Source organism: Kribbella antiqua (assembly GCF_004345665.1).
Lineage (GTDB): Bacteria > Actinomycetota > Actinomycetes > Propionibacteriales > Kribbellaceae > Kribbella > Kribbella antiqua.
Window position 1 is genome coordinate 746,476 of sequence record NZ_SLWR01000001.1, and the last position, 14,728, is coordinate 761,203.

Here is a 14,728-nt window from a genome sequence, read left to right on the forward strand (position 1 = left end):
CTCTCTCGTCGTACGTCGTTCAGCGCCCTCATGAGGCCCTCACATCAAATGCGACCTTGACCGTGCCGAGCCGGCCGGCCGAATGCGCGTGGTCGATCGCCTCGCGCCAGCGGTACAGCGGGTAACGCGCACCGACGATCCCGTCCAGCGGAGCCTTGGCGGCCAGCTCCAGCGCGGTCTCGAAAGCGGGCTGCTCGTTCGGCTCCTGCCGGGCGGACGCGTAGCTGCCGGTCAGCTCCAGCTCCCGGAACCACACCGGCGACAGGTCAGACCCAGCCGCAGGCATCCCGGACAGCACGACCCGGCCGCCGGCCTTGGTCACCCGCAACACAGTGTCGATCGAGTCCTTGCTGCCGACCGCGTCCACGGCGATGTCGACACCGCCGAGCAGGAACTCCTTCGCCATCTCGGGCTTCAGCCGGAAGGCACCGGTCGAGCGTCGTACGCCGCGGAACACCTCGTCCGGAGCGACCACGTCGCTGGCGCCGAAGGCCCGGGCGAGTTCGCGCTGCTTGGCGTGCTTGGCGACGACCGTGATCCGGCCGGCCTGGGTCAGCTCGCGCAGCGCGAGGGTCGCGAACAACCCGACCGCGCCGGCGCCGCTGACCAGGATCGACTGGCCCGGCTGAACCTTCGCCCGAAGCGCGGTGTGCACAGCGCAGGCCAGCGGCTCGGTCAGTACGGCGCGCTCGTCGGACATCCCGTCCGGTACGGCGTACAACTGGCTGCGGTGCGCGACCATCACGTTGCCCCAGCCGCCACCGGTGTCCTGGCAGAACCCGGTCTGCAGACCCGGCGCCACGTGGCCGACGGTGATCCGGTCGCACCGGTTGGTGTTGCCGGAAGCACAGCCCTCGCAGGGCTCGACGCCGCGAGCCGCGCAGGTGAGGACAGAGTCCATCACCACGCGGGTGCCCTTGGGCAGGTCCTCGCAATCGTCGAGCAATTCGCCGACTATCTCGTGACCCGGGACGAACGGCATCGACACCATCGCGGAGAAGTACAGCTTGGTCGAGCCGGTGACCATGCCGAGGTCGGAACCGCAGATGCCGGACAGGATCGGGCGGATCCGCGCCCAGCCCTCGCGCTCGGCCTTCGGCTCGTTGATGGTGACCAGGCGCAGTGGCGCGGCCGGGCCGGTCAGGATGCCGGGGATCCGGCCGCCGACCGCCTTGGCGGCCAGGTACTTGGCCGGCGACCGGTACATCTCGAGAGCGAGCATCATCGGGCGTTCACCCCAGGTAGCTCCAGTCGGGACGAGGTGGACGGGGTCTTCCAGTCGACGATCTGCCAGCGGGCGGCCCGGGCAGCCCGGAACAGCGACACGTCCGGAGAGACCGCGACCGGATTGCCGACGGCCTGCAGCATCGGGAGATCCGAGTGGCTGTCGGCGTAGGCGTAGGACTTGGACAGGTCGATGTTGGTGCCGCGGGCGCGGTGCTTGATCCACGCGGCCCGGGACTCACCGACCAGCGGCGGCCCGGACAGGAACCCGGTGCACCGGCCGCGGTCGTCGACGGCCAGCTCGGCCGCGATGATCTCGTCGAACAGCGGCTCGAGCGGCCGGGTCAGCGGCCGGATCGCGCCGGTGATCAGGATCGTCTTGTGACCGGCCGCGCGGTGCTCGCGAATCCGTCGTACGGCGTCACCACTCAACCGCTCGAGCACGTGCTCGGCGAGCAGTTCGTCGACGATGCGGTTCAGCTGTTCCAGATCGGCGCCTTCGTAGCGGCGGTAGATCGTGCGCAGGAACGTGCCGCGGTCCTTGCGCTCGGCCGAGATCAGCTTCGGCAGTCTCCGCAGCATCGAGCCGATCTCGCCGATGCGCTGGTGGCTGTCCAGCTCGGGCAGCCGCATCCACAGGTAGGTCTCGATCACATTCGAGGACAGCAACGTGCCGTCCATGTCGAACGCCGCGATCACCTCGACGTCCTGCTGAGGCTCGACCTTCTTGAGCTGCCCGGCGGACTCCGCCAGCGCCTTGTTCCGCTTCTTCCGTACGACGTCCAGGCGCCGCAGCGAGTCGGTCACGCTCGGGCAGTGCACTTCCTGCAGGTAGTGCTGCCAGTCGACGACCGCGGTGTCGCACCAGAACTTCTCCCGGTCGTCACCCTCGAGCGCGTTGTGCAGCGCCAGCACGTTGTCGTCGATGAACTGCAGCTCCGCCTGGGCATACTCGGAGTACAGGTCCATGTAGCGGCGGAGGAAGTCGAGCCGGCGCTTCTGCACGTCCAGCTCACGGGCGTACTTCCGGGTCCGCTCGCCGCGAGGGACGGTGGTGATGATCTTGTCGGCGATCTTGTGCGCGCGTTCGCCGTACCGGAGCATGCTCTCGACCGAGTCGCCCCCGGGGAACTTCCACACCGGCAGCCGGACCGCGCCACGCTCGCCCAGGTCGAAGGGGTGCTTGGAGAAGTACGCGCGGACGCCGGCGTACAGCTGCTCGAAGGTCAACGGGTTCCGGGCGCCGGAGCCGATGTGGTAGTACTCCGGCCTGCTCAGCTCCGGCTTGGTCGCCATCACCGCGCAGATCGCGCCGACGACGTGGTCGACCGGGATGATCTCGATGACGGAGTCCGGCGACGCCGGGAACTCCGGCAGCTCGCCGCGGCCGTACGCCAGGATCAGCGGCTCGGCCATCTTGAAGCCCTCGATCCAGCCCGGGTGCGGGGACTGGACGGCGGACTCGATGATGGCGGGCCGGACGATCGAGGTCGGCAGCTTGGCCGAGAACTCCTCGACCACGCGCTCGCCGAGGGCCTTGGTGAAGGTGTAGCAGTCGGTCCAGCCGAGGCTGCGGGCCCGCTCGGTGCCGGTCTCGACCAGCTTCTTCGCGACCCATTCGGTACGGCGGCGCTCGGTGTCGGCCGCGGCGGTCAGGTGACCGGCGCGCCGGTGCAGCTTCTCGGCCTCCTTGCGGAACTTCGCCAGCATCGGCGCCGACCGGGACTGCTCCTCGACCCGGGCCTTCATCGCCATCCCGGCCTCGGCCTCGGTCCGCCAGTCGACGTTGTGGTCGACCGGTGCCTCGGGGATCGCGCCCCGGCGCCGGCCCGCGGTGTAGGCGGTGGAGATGTGCACGTAGTGGACCTCGCGGCCCGTCTCGACGATGCGCTCGAGCAGGCTCTTGGTGCCGAGCACGTTGGTCGTGAACGCCTCGTGGATCGGCGGGTCGAAGCTGACGTCGCCGGCGCAGTGCACGACGATGTCGAGATCCTTCGGCAGCTCCGGTACGTCGGACAGGTCGCCCTCGATCACCTCGATCCGGGCGGCGGTGAGCGCCTCGGCGTCGGCATGGTCGGTGCCCTCGCCGTAGAACGGCTTGAAGATGTCCTTCTTCAGCAGCTGCGCCATCCGGGCGGTGCCGGTCAGCGAGCCCTTCGGCCGGATGATCGCGACCACCGTCGTACCGGGCAGGTCGCCGATGATCCGGTGCAGCAGGGCCTCACCGACGAAGCCGGTGACGCCGGTGACCAGGACCTTCTTGTCCTTGAGCTTGTCGGCCAGACTCACTTGTCGCCTCCACGCGTGAGCTCGAGTGCCTCGGTCAGGGTGAACGCACCGGCGTACAGAGCCTTACCCACGATGACGCCCTCGACGCCTTCGGGGACCAGGGTGCTCAGTGCCCTCAGGTCCTCCAGGCTGGAGACGCCGCCGGAGGCGATGATCGGCTTGTCGGTGCGCGCGCACAGATCGCGGTACAGGTCCAGGTTCGGGCCCTGGAGCATGCCGTCCTTGGTCACGTCGGTGACGACGTACCGCTCGCAGCCGGCCGCTTCCAGCCGCTCGAGCACCTCGTAGAGGTCGCCGCCTTCCTTCGTCCAGCCGCGGGCCGCCAGGGTCCGGCCGCGGACGTCGAGCCCGATCGCGACGCGGTCGCCGTACTGCTGGATGATCCGGTCGCACCACTGGGGGTCCTCGAGCGCGGCGGTGCCGATGTTGACCCGGCGGGCCCCGGTTGCCAGGGCTGCTTCGAGGGAGTCGTCGTCGCGGATGCCGCCGGACAGCTCCACCTGGACGTCGAGCTTGCCGGTGACGTCCGCGAGCAGCTCGCGGTTGGAGCCGCGGCCGAACGCCGCGTCCAGGTCGACCAGGTGGATCCACTCCGCGCCGGCTTCCTGCCAGGCCATCGCCGCGGCCAGCGGATCGCCGTACGACGTCTCGCTCCCGGCCTCCCCCTGCACCAGCCGGACCGCCTGACCATCCGCCACATCGACGGCAGGCAGCAGCACCAGGTTCTCAGACATGGCCACACCCTAGATGGCGTCGCTCCGGGATTCGTAACCCGCTGCCCCGCTGAGTCGTTGAGATCCAATCTGTCTCAGCAATACCACCCAGGCTACTGGTCTCATCCAATTAGGGTGGTCCGGTGGTCACCCTTGAGGAGCTCGAGACGGATCCGCATCCGGCGCTGGCGGCGATCCGGCCGATCGGTTGGGTGGACGCACTGGGCAGCTGGGTGGTCACCAGCCGTGCGCTCGCCCTCGACGTACTGCGGGATCCTTCGACCTTCACCGTCGACGACCCACGTTTCTCCACCGCCCAGGTCGTCGGGCCCTCGATGCTTTCGCTGGATGGTGCCGCTCACAAGGCCCACCGCGATCCATTCGAGTCCCCCTTCGGTCTGGCCGAGACCCGCCGCCGCTTCACCGAGCCCGTCCAGCAAACGGTGGACGACCTACTCGCGGCCATTCGCCCGGGCCAGGCGGACCTCCGGACGGCTCTTGCCGGACCGTTGTCCGTCGCCGTGGTGGCCTACTCCCTGGGCCTGCCGCCTGCCTCGGCCGCCACGGTGCTGGACTGGTACACCGCGATCTCCGACTCGGTGTCGGGTGTGTCCGCCGGGCGCCCAGTCACCCCGGAAGGCGCCGCGGCCTTTGCGGAGCTGCACAAACACGTTGCCTCAGGCATCGACTCTTCGGACTCCCTGGTCGCCGCCGCGGCCCGGGCCGGCCTCGGCGTCGACGACGTGGTGGCGAATGCCGCCGTACTGATGTTCGGCGGCATCGAGACCACCGAGGGGATGATCACCAACGCGCTCTGGCACCTGCTGACCCATCGCGACCAGCTCGACCTCGTCCTCGCCGATCCCTCGCTCCTCCCGAACGCCCTGGAGGAATCCCTCCGCCTCGAGCCCGCAGCCGCAGTCGTCGACCGCTACGCCACCCGCGACGTCGACCTGGCCGGAGTGTCGATCAAGCAAGGTGACATGGTCACCGTCTCGCTGGCCGGCGCCGGTCGCGACCCCGCCGTTTTCGAGCGCCCCGACGACTTCGACGTACGGCGTCCCAACGCGCGCCGGCACCTCGCCTTCGCCAGCGGTCCTCACATCTGCCTGGGAATGCACCTGACCCGCCTGGAGGCCTTCGCGGCGGTGGAAGCGGCCTTGAAACTGCCGGGTCTGCGGCTTTCCCCGGACTCACCACCACCCCGCGGGCTCGTCTTCCGCAAACCGTCCGCGCTCAAGGTGTTGTGGGACGCCTGAGCAGCAGAATCGCGCCGGGGTGGACGGGCATCGGCTTGTCCGGGTCGCGCTCGGCGTCGGCGGCGAAGCGCTCGAAGCCGGGGTCGAGTTCGGATTCGGGCAGGTGCTCGAAGGTCGACAAGGCGCGGAGCTTGATGCGGTCATAGGTTTCGAGGAGCGTCCGCGGTTTCTCGGCGAAGACCCAGACCGGGGTCGCATCCGGCACCAGGCCGGCTCGGCGGGCCAGATTCTGCGTCTCCGGGACGGACAGGTACATCGCGGCATCGACCTCGCGTGCCGACGGAAAGTAGTCGTACCAGAACAGATCCGGCATCACGTCCGCGAACTGGCTGCGCAGGAACGCCACTCCCCCAGGCTTCAGCACCCTGCACACCTCGGTCAGCCCGCGCAGCTGATCCGGGAAGTGATGGAACGACAGGAACATCAGCACCCCGTCAACCGATGCCTCCGGCAACGGGATGTCCTCCGCGCTGCCTTGTAGATAGGTGACCTGCGGGTGTACGGCGTTCTCCTCGGCGACACCGCGCATCCGGTCCGACGGCTCCACGCCGTACACCGGTCCGCCGAACTCGTCGGCCAGGCCAGGCGTGAGCCGGCCGGTGCCGCTGCCCAGGTCAAGGATGCTGAGCGGCCGTTCCGCCGGCAGGTGCTCCGCCAACGCCTGCGTCCACCGTTGAACCTCGGCTGCCGCCATCCGGCGCCCTGCCGCGTAGACAGCGCCCAACCGACCGTTGTAATCCACCATGGTCCACCGACCCTAGCGCCGTACGACGCAGGTGCGCACAATGTCGGCATGAAGAACATCGCGCCCGCGCTCGATCGGGCCACCAGCCTCGCCGAGGTCGGTGAGATCGTCCGGGTCGAGGCCCGGCAACTCACCCTCGCACAGGGCGCGACCTTCGTGCTGCGCGAGCAGGACAAGTGCTTCTACGCCGACGAGGACGCGATCGCGCCGCTGTGGAAGGGCCAGCGATTCCCGATCACGGCCTGCATCAGCGGCTGGGCGATGCTGCACGCCGAGACCGCCGTCGTCCCCGACATCCAACTGGACGAACGCATCCCCCTCGAGGCCTACCTGCCCACCTTCGTCCGCAGCCTCGTGATGGCACCCGTCGGCTCTCCGACCCCCGTCGCCGCGATCGGCGCCTACTGGTCCAGCCGCCACACCGCAACCAAACACGAAATCCGCGCCCTCGAACATCTGGCCACCGCCACCGCGACCGCCATCCACCGCATCGGCCTCACCGACGCCCCCTGGGCCCCCACCTTCACCAAGAACTAGCGCCGCATCCAGCAACCACTCGAGGCTGCCTACCCAGTGGGTGCACCTTGTGCACGGGTCAACCACAACTCGCCACTCCATGTGGTTGATCGGTGCCCAAGGTGGGTCCCGCGACCGAAGACAGGGCGCTGGGTCGGGGACGGCGAACTGGAGGGCGACATGCAGCACGTCCACCGGCGCTTCGGCGTACTCGGCGAACGCAGGCGGCCTGGGCACCCACCCTCACCAAGAACTAGCGCCGCTGTCATCGTGCAGTTCGACAGGACGTGTCCGGCGATCGAGCCGGATACCCGGTGGGCTCAGGCGGGGCGTGACCCGCAGTGGGCATATACGCCCTGTCGATTTGCACCCAAGGCGGTGAGCCGTGCGTGGGTTGTGACCCAGCGCTGGCTTCTTCAGCTGAAGAAGACGTCGTAGGCCAGGCGGAGGATGAGGGCGGAGACTACGCAGAGGAAGATGATGCGGACGAAGCGGCTGCCACGGGCTACGGCGGTGCGGGCGCCGAGGAGGCCGCCGAGCATGTTGGCGGCGCCCATGATCAGGCCGAGGGTCCACAGCGGGGCGCCGTGGACGGCGAAGATGATGATGGCGCCGAGGTTGGTGGCGACGTTGGCGATCTTCGCCTTCGCGCTCGCCTGCAGGAAGTTGTAACCGAGGAAACCGACCAGCGCGAAGATCAGGAACGATCCGGTCCCCGGGCCGACCGCGCCGTCGTAGAAGCCGATCAGTACGCCGACCCCAGCGGCGGCAACGTAGTGGTCGCGGCCGTCGAAGCGCAGCGCCGTCCGGGCGCCGAGCGATGGCTTCATCGCGGTGTAGATCGCGACCTCGATCAGCAGCACCAGCACGATCGGCTTGAACCACGCCATCGGGATCTTCGTCGCCACCAGCGCACCCGCGGCGGATCCGAGCCCGGCCAGAATCGCCAGCGGTACGACGGTTCGTTTGTCGGGCCGCACCTTCACTCCGAAAGTCACCGCGGACGTCGCCGTACCGCACAACGAGGAGACCTTGTTCGTCGACAGGATCTGCGCCGGCGTCGCCCCCGGCAACCCGAGCAGCATCGCCGGCAGCTGGATCAGCCCACCGCCACCGACCACCGCGTCGATCCACCCCGCTGAGAACGCCGCCACCACCAGGAAGACGACCGTCCAGAAAGAAACGTCAGGCACGGCGCCGCCGCGATCGAGAAGAGGTCACGGACCGATGATCCGGTAATGACATTGTTCCACTCAACCCTTACACCGGGGAGTGAGAGACAAACCACTTCGGCGATGCCACAGTGGGCAGATGGCGTCGTCGATCCTGCCACCCGAAGGCGAAACCCTCGCCACCGGCTGGGAACCGGACCTTGCGCCGGCCGACTCACTCATCCGGCAGGCGGTGCTCGCACACGCTTCGTGGGCAACCGATGCCGCCCGGCGAGCAGGCAAGCCGTGGTACGACGGTGACGCGTGGGCCGGCGGCATCCTCGGCGACCGCGGCCCGCTCACCAACTGGGTCGTCGCGAAGCAGCCGGTCGATCCTGCCGAGATCATCCTCGACGCCGCCCGCGAGCTGCCGAACAACGTGCCCTACCTGTTCCTCAGTCCCTGGCCGACCCGCGATCTGCGCGAGCACGGCCTCGGCCTGGCCGGCCATCCGCCGCTCATGATGCGCCTCCCCAGCACGTCAACCACTCCACCGGTCACGGACCTCGAGATCCGCGAGATCACCGACGAGGCCGGCCTCGCGGACGCCGAACGAGTAGTGATCGAGGGCTACCCGTTCCCTGAGCTACAGCCGTTCCAGCCCGGCGCGCTCTACGACCCGACGTTCCTCGGCGGAGGGTCAACGATCTGGGTCGGGTACGACGGCGACGTACCTCTAGCCACTGCGATCGCACACAACGCCGCCAGCCTGACACTCGTCGAAAACGTTGCCGTCATGCCCGCGGCGCGCGGCCGCGGCGGCGGCGCAGCTCTCACCTGGGCCGCCACAACCCACCATCCCGACCAGCCGGCAGCCGTCACAGCCAGCGACGCCGGCCAACCCGTCTACGAACGCCTCGGCTTCCTCCGCTTGGAACGCTGGACGGTGTGGGTCCGGCCCTAGGCGCCGGGGCCGACGAGTTGCTGGTGCGTCTGGTCCAGCTTGTCCCGCGCGGCCTCGTCCGCCGTGAAGTCGGTCAGCCGACGGTCGCCACGCCAGCGTGGCACCAGATGGAAATGCAGATGGAAGACCTCCTGGCCTGCCGCGGCCCCGTTCGCCTGCAGCAGGCTGATCCCGTCAGCGTCGAGCCGGCTGGAGAGTAGCCGCGCGGTCTCCTGCAGCGCCGGCGCCAGCGCTGCCACCGCCTCGGGCGCACCTTCCGCGCCGAGATCGACGACATGCCGCCGCGGCACCACCAAGGTGTGTCCCACCCGAAGCGGCCGGATGTCCAGGAACGCACACGCGTCGTCGTCCTGGTACAGGAACCGGGCCGGCAACCGTCCCGCGACGATGCCACAGAACACGCACGAGTCGTCCACTGTCATCCCCTGACGTGACGCCGGGCCCCACAACAGGGGCCCGGCGATGAGTCAGCCGCGAACGGTGGTGACCAGGTGGTCGACGACCTCGGCCACCGGGATGTCGGCGCGGTCGCCGGAGCGGCGGTCCTTGACCTCGATGGTGCCGTCCGCGAGGCCCTTGCCCACCACGGCGATCGTCGGCACGCCGAGAAGCTCGGCGTCCTTGAACTTCACGCCTGGGGAGACCTTCTCGCGGTCGTCGTAGATCACCGACAGGCCGCGGGCCTCCAGCTCGGCGGCCAGCTCAGCCGCCTTCTCGAACACCTCGGAGTCCTTGCCGGTGGCAACGAGGTGGACGTCGGCCGGGCTGATCTCGCGAGGCCAGATCAGGCCGAGCTCGTCGTGGTTGCCCTCGGCGATGGCGGCCACCGCGCGGGTGACACCGACGCCGTACGAGCCCATCGTGACGGTGACGAGCTTGCCGTTCTGGTCCAGCACCTTGAGGTCGAGCGCGTCGGCGTACTTCCGGCCGAGCTGGAAGATGTGGCCCATCTCGATGCCGCGCGCCGACTCCAGCGGACCGGAACCGTCGGGTGCCTCGTCGCCGTCGCGCACCTCGGCGGCCTGGATCGTGCCGTCGGCGGTGAAGTCGCGACCGTGGACCAGGTTCATCACGTGGAAGCCGGACCTGTCGGCACCCGTCACCCACGCCGAGCCCTCGGCGATCCTGGGGTCGAGCAGGTAGCGGATCCCGGAGGTGTTCTCCGAGCCGAGCACACCGGGACCGATGTAGCCCTTCGCCAGCGAGGGGAACTTCTCGAAGTCCGACTCCTCGAACGCGACGACCTCGGCGGGCTCCACCTGCGCGCCCAGCCGCTTCTCGTCGATCGCCCGGTCACCCGGTACGCCGATGGCCAGCGGCTCGCGGCTGCCGTCGGGGTGCACCAGCATGACGAGCACGTTCTTCAACGTGTCCGCCGCGGTCCACTCGCGGCCGTCCGTACGGGCGTGCTTCGCGTTCATCGCATCCACGAGCGTCTCGATCGTGGGGGTGTCCGGCGTGTCGACCACCTCGGCGGCCGGCACCCCGGACGCGTCGACCGGCGCGGCCTGGGGAACCACCACCGCCTCGACGTTGGCGGCATACCCACCGGCCGAGCGGACGAAGGTGTCCTCACCGTTCTCCGCGATCGCCAGGAACTCCTCCGACCGCGAGCCACCCATCGCACCGGACATCGCCTTGACGATCACGTAGTCGAAGCCGAGCCGGTCGAAGATCTTGATGTACGCCTCGCGGTGCAGCTCGTACGACGCAGCCAGGCCCTCGTCGTCCACGTCGAACGAGTACGAGTCCTTCATCACGAACTCGCGCCCGCGCAGCACCCCGGCCCGCGGCCGCGCCTCGTCGCGGTACTTGTTCTGGATCTGGTAGATCGACAGCGGCAGGTCCTTGTACGACGAGTAGAGCTCCTTCACGACGAGCGTGAACATCTCCTCGTGCGTCGGCCCGAGCAGCATGTCGGCGCCCTTGCGGTCCTTCAGCCGGAAGATGTTCGGCCCGTATTCGGTCCAGCGGCCGGTCGCCTCGTAGGGCTCGCGGGGCAGCAGCGCCGGGAACACCAGCTCCTGCGCGCCGATCGCGTCCATCTCCTCGCGCACGATCCGCTCGACGTTGCGCAGCACCCGCAGGCCCAGCGGCAGCCAGGTGTAGATCCCGGGCGCGGTCCGGCGGATGTACCCGGCGCGGACGAGCAACTTGTGGCTCGGGACCTCCGCGTCCGCCGGGTCCTCGCGAAGGGTGCGGAGGAACAGCGACGACATACGCAGAATCACGGGAGTCTCCAAAACGCCTGAGCAAAGATGGATGAAACAACGGACGTCACAGAGGATATCCGCCCGGCGCCAATGCTCTCGACACGTTATCCACAGCCCCACCGGGACGTCGTGCCACGGAGCATAGCGGAGCCACTACCCAGAGGTAGCCGGCAGCTTCCCGTACGGCGCCGCCGCGGCCTGGGCCGCGTAAACCAACGCTGGTTTCAGCTTCGGCCAGAACGTCGACGAGACGCACGAGTACGCGGGCAGGAAGCCCGCGCACGACCCCGAGGCAGAGCCGATCTCGAAGGTGTACGCCGGTACGCCGCGGGTGCCGTAGAGCCAGTCGTCGGTCGTGCCCGGCGCGAAGTACCCGACGCCGCCGTCGCCCGTCGACACCGGGTACCCGGTGAAGCCGCTCATCTTCTTGCCCAGGGCAACCAAGGCCGCGCGGTCCGGCGCCGCCGTGTTGGTGTAGCCCCAGGGCGCCAGGATGTCGTTGCCGAAACTGTGCAGGCTCAGCATCACCCCGGTCGTGCCCGCGGCCGCCGGCTCGTCCACGCCGCCCTTGGTGTCGCGGAAGATCTTGTCCAGGAATCCTTGCATCGCGACGGTTTCGGGCTCGGACATCGCCTTCGCTCCCGGATAGGTCTCGTCACACGGCCCGCCATGATCGACGTCCCACTGGAACGACGAGTTCCGGTTCAGATCGACCCCGGAGTCGCCGGCGCGGCACCCGCCCGCGCTGTTGTCGACGTTCTTCCGCTGCAGGACCGGACGACTCGGGTTCGACGCGACCACGTCAACGCCGTCCGGGTTCGCGATCGGCACGACCCACAGCTCCCGGGTGTCGAGCAATTCGGTGATCTCCGGGTCCTCGCCGTACGACGAAACGAGCAGGTCGATCCACCGATACGCGATCTCCCCGGTCGCGATCTCCCGCGCGTGCATCTGCGTGTGCAGCACGAACCTGGGCTTCTTCCCGCTGCTGTTCAGTGCACAATCACCTGCCGTCAGCTTGGTGATGCACAACGCCTGGATGTCGTGCCCGCCCTGGCCTCGAGCCTTCTTCCACGAGTCGCCGATGTCGTACAGCTTCACCAACTCCGGATGCTTGGCGGCGACCGCCGCGTTGTGCTGCTCGTGGCCAGCCGTGGTGTGGTAGCCGCCGTAGTACGTCGCTCCGCCAGGTTCCGAGCGGGGCGCGGGCTGATAGACATTGCCGGTCTTCCCCAGTACGACGCCCGCCGCGCGCAGTCGCTCCGCCTCGGCGGGTGTGGCCACGAGTTGTCCGTGGCTCACGTCGTACCCCTGCCGGATCAGGCTCGCGGCTGTGACACCGGCGGGCAGCCGCATCGAGTAGTACGACGGGTCCGACGTACCGGAGGAGAAACCGGTGACAGCCAGAAAGACGATCGCAAAGCTGCACAGGGGGACGACGACTCTTCGCATCTCACGACGTAACCCCATCAGCCGTCACCGTCGGATCACGGTGAGCGCCCAGTATCAGAACAGGATCGTCGCGAAGGTCTCGATCGTCCGGAAGCCGACCCGTTCGTACGCCGCCCGGGCCGGCGTATTGAAGGCGTTCACGTACAACGTCACCACCGGCGTGATCTGCCGGGCCAGCTCGACCACCGCCGCCATTCCCGGCGCCGCCAATCCCTGCCCGCGGAACTCCGGATCCACCCAGACCCCCTGGATCTGGCACACCCCAGAGCCCACCGAGCCGACCTCGGCCTTGAACAGGACCCTGCCGTCCTCGATCCGGGCGAACGCACGCCCGGACCGGATCAGCTCCGCCACCCGCGACCGGTAGAACGTCCCGTCCGGCCCGGTCTGCGGCGGTACGCCGACCTCCTCGGTGTACATGGCCACACAGGCCGGGTAGAGGATTGGCAGCTCGACCGGCTCGACCGCCCGGACCAGCGGGTCGGGAGCGATCGCCGGCGCGTCCTCGATCACCATGAACGGCTGGTCGTCCCGGATCTCGCGGGCCGGACCCCAGTGCGGTTCGAGGATGCTCCAGAGCAGCTCGACGTCACGGGCCGGCCCGAGGATCTGGAAGCAGTTGCGGCCGCGACGCAAGGCGTACGCCGCGAACGCGCGCAGCGCCGCATCGTCCGCGCCCACCGGCACCATGTTGCCGCCCGCATGGCACAGTGCCTCGAGTACGCCCTTCTCGACGTACCCCCAGACCTCGGCACCCCGCCGTGGGTCGAGTCCGGAAGCCTGCACCAGGCTGTCGACGAACACGTTGACGACCGGGTCGCGGGCGATCACCGCACGCGCCGCCGCGAGGTCACGAGGACCGAGAACCCGTACGCCCACGCGCAGAACCTAGCGGATGAAGACCCGTCAGGCTCGCAATGGGTCATGCCCAGGGTCGTGGTTGGCGGCGATCCGACGCAACGGCGAGGTCCAGGCGACGACCGCACCGACGAACCCGAAGACACCCATGACGACCATCGCGGTGCGGATGCCGTAGTGGCTCCCGAGCACGCCACCGGTGATCGAGCCGAGCGTCCACCCGACTCCCCACGACAGCATCCGGCCGGCCGTGTTGACCCGGCCGAGCAACTGCTCCGGCGTCACCTGCTGCCGGTACGAGATCGAGTTGACGATCACCAGGATGTACGCCGAACCCCACAACAGCAGGGCGATCGCGGCCAGCTCCCAGCGCGGCACCAACGCGGTGACGATGCCGAGCACCGCGGAGGTGGGTACGGCGTAGAGCGTGATCGCCGCCGGCGCCAACCGCTTGAGCAGACGCGGCAGCCCGACCGCGGCCACCAGTCCCCCGATCCCCCACGCGCCCCACACGATCCCGAACCGAACCCCGGACGTACCGACGTGAAGGATCCGGTCACACCACACCACCATCAGCCCGACGAACCCACCGCCCGCGAACGACTGCAGCGTGCCGATCATCGTCATCGTGCGTACGCCCGGATGCCGGACCAGGAAGCGAATCCCTTCGGCGATGTCGGCGAGGAGCACCCGCGGCCGCAACGGCGCTTGTCCCGCCCGCGGCTCGGACAGCGCCCGGACGATCGCGCGGACGGCGATCGCGGACGCGACGAAGCTCAACGCATCCAGAGCGAGCAGGTCGGCCGGATTCAGCACCGCCAGCGCGAGGCCGGCGAGCGTCGGGACGAACAACTCGATCAGGCTCGAGGCGGTCCAGACCGCCGAGTTCGCCTGGGCCACCCGCGCGCGGCCGACCAGCACCGGCAGGGCCCCGAAGTTCGCGCCGTCGAAGAACGAATAGACGGCTTGCACCGTGAACGCGACCACGAGCGCATGGACGACAGTCAGTACGCCGAGCAGATGCGCGAGCGGGATCGAGCCGACCACGACCGCGTTGACCAGATCCGCGGACACCATCACCCGGCGCCGATTCCACCGGTCGGAAAGCGCCCCGGCGAACAGCCCGGTGACCAGGTACGGCGCCGCCTCGAGCGCCGTCACCGATGCCGTTAGCAAGGTCGAGCCGCTCAGCCGGTAGACGAGTACTGGCATCGCGACCGCGGTGATCATCGACCCGGTGAACGACAACGTCCGGGCCAGCCAGTACCGGCGGAAGTCGGGATCATCCCGCAACCGTTCAGGCAGCGTCGCCGTCATGTCGTCGTCGTGAGGTCGAGGCGCAGC

General features: G+C 68.9%; 13 protein-coding genes. 3 read left to right on the forward strand and 10 right to left on the reverse strand.

Translation table 11 applies throughout. From position 1 onward, the window contains the following. Positions 1-28: 28 nt before the first annotated feature. The 3 genes from EV646_RS03640 to priA are packed head-to-tail and all read right to left on the reverse strand — an operon-like array spanning position 29 to position 4,247. Positions 29-1,225 carry a zinc-dependent alcohol dehydrogenase gene (locus EV646_RS03640; protein ID WP_132143817.1) on the reverse strand — a complete coding sequence of 399 codons (1,197 nt, stop codon included), beginning with the start codon at positions 1,223-1,225 and terminating at the stop codon, positions 29-31. Then, a complete protein-coding gene (locus EV646_RS03645; RefSeq protein ID WP_132143819.1) occupies positions 1,222-3,513 on the reverse strand; it encodes an HAD-IB family hydrolase in 2,292 nt (763 codons plus the stop codon). Before EV646_RS03645 ends, EV646_RS03640 begins: the two co-directional genes overlap by 4 nt. After that, positions 3,510-4,247, reverse strand: coding sequence for a bifunctional 1-(5-phosphoribosyl)-5-((5-phosphoribosylamino)methylideneamino)imidazole-4-carboxamide isomerase/phosphoribosylanthranilate isomerase PriA (gene priA / locus EV646_RS03650; RefSeq protein ID WP_132143821.1), 738 nt, complete (start codon positions 4,245-4,247; stop codon positions 3,510-3,512). The genes EV646_RS03645 and priA overlap by 4 nt, the downstream gene beginning before the upstream one ends. 122 nt (positions 4,248-4,369) lie before the next feature. On the opposite strand from priA, the gene EV646_RS03655 reads away from it, so the two are divergent. Beyond that, positions 4,370-5,485 (forward strand): cytochrome P450, encoded by a 1,116-nt coding sequence (locus EV646_RS03655; protein WP_132143823.1) that lies wholly within the window; start codon positions 4,370-4,372, stop codon positions 5,483-5,485. Here the strand turns inward: EV646_RS03655 and EV646_RS03660 are convergent. Continuing rightward, complete coding sequence (locus EV646_RS03660; protein WP_132143825.1) at positions 5,463-6,230, reverse strand: class I SAM-dependent methyltransferase; 768 nt, start codon at positions 6,228-6,230, stop codon at positions 5,463-5,465. The genes EV646_RS03655 and EV646_RS03660 overlap by 23 nt on opposite strands. A 48-nt stretch (positions 6,231-6,278) precedes the next feature. Here EV646_RS03660 and EV646_RS03665 point away from each other — a divergent pair, with 48 nt between their 5' ends. After that, positions 6,279-6,767, forward strand: coding sequence for a GAF domain-containing protein (locus EV646_RS03665; RefSeq protein ID WP_132143827.1), 489 nt, complete (start codon positions 6,279-6,281; stop codon positions 6,765-6,767). Between the two features lie 395 nt (positions 6,768-7,162). On the opposite strand, the gene EV646_RS03670 is transcribed toward EV646_RS03665, so the two are convergent. Then, on the reverse strand, positions 7,163-7,939 hold the full coding sequence (locus EV646_RS03670; protein WP_132143829.1) for a sulfite exporter TauE/SafE family protein: 777 nt from the start codon (positions 7,937-7,939) through the stop codon (positions 7,163-7,165). 118 nt (positions 7,940-8,057) lie between these two features. Here EV646_RS03670 and EV646_RS03675 point away from each other — a divergent pair, with 118 nt between their 5' ends. Further along, on the forward strand, positions 8,058-8,861 hold the full coding sequence (locus EV646_RS03675; protein ID WP_132143831.1) for a GNAT family N-acetyltransferase: 804 nt from the start codon (positions 8,058-8,060) through the stop codon (positions 8,859-8,861). Here the strand turns inward: EV646_RS03675 and EV646_RS03680 are convergent. The 5 genes from EV646_RS03680 to EV646_RS03700 form a co-directional block, all read right to left on the reverse strand. Further along, positions 8,858-9,283 carry an HIT family protein gene (locus EV646_RS03680; RefSeq protein WP_132143833.1) on the reverse strand — a complete coding sequence of 142 codons (426 nt, stop codon included), beginning with the start codon at positions 9,281-9,283 and terminating at the stop codon, positions 8,858-8,860. The genes EV646_RS03675 and EV646_RS03680 overlap by 4 nt on opposite strands. A 45-nt stretch (positions 9,284-9,328) precedes the next feature. Then, a complete protein-coding gene (locus tag EV646_RS03685; protein WP_132143834.1) occupies positions 9,329-11,092 on the reverse strand; it encodes a proline--tRNA ligase in 1,764 nt (587 codons plus the stop codon). Positions 11,093-11,227: 135 nt separating this feature from the next. Then, positions 11,228-12,526 carry a M14 family zinc carboxypeptidase gene (locus EV646_RS03690; protein ID WP_132143836.1) on the reverse strand — a complete coding sequence of 433 codons (1,299 nt, stop codon included), beginning with the start codon at positions 12,524-12,526 and terminating at the stop codon, positions 11,228-11,230. A 54-nt stretch (positions 12,527-12,580) separates the two neighbouring features. Next, the gene (locus EV646_RS03695; RefSeq protein ID WP_132143838.1) at positions 12,581-13,405 is read right to left on the reverse strand and encodes a GNAT family N-acetyltransferase; all 825 of its coding nucleotides are present in this window, start codon (positions 13,403-13,405) and stop codon (positions 12,581-12,583) included. 27 nt (positions 13,406-13,432) lie between these two features. Then, positions 13,433-14,701 (reverse strand): MFS transporter, encoded by a 1,269-nt coding sequence (locus EV646_RS03700; protein ID WP_132143840.1) that lies wholly within the window; start codon positions 14,699-14,701, stop codon positions 13,433-13,435. Between the last annotated feature and the right edge of the window lie 27 nt (positions 14,702-14,728).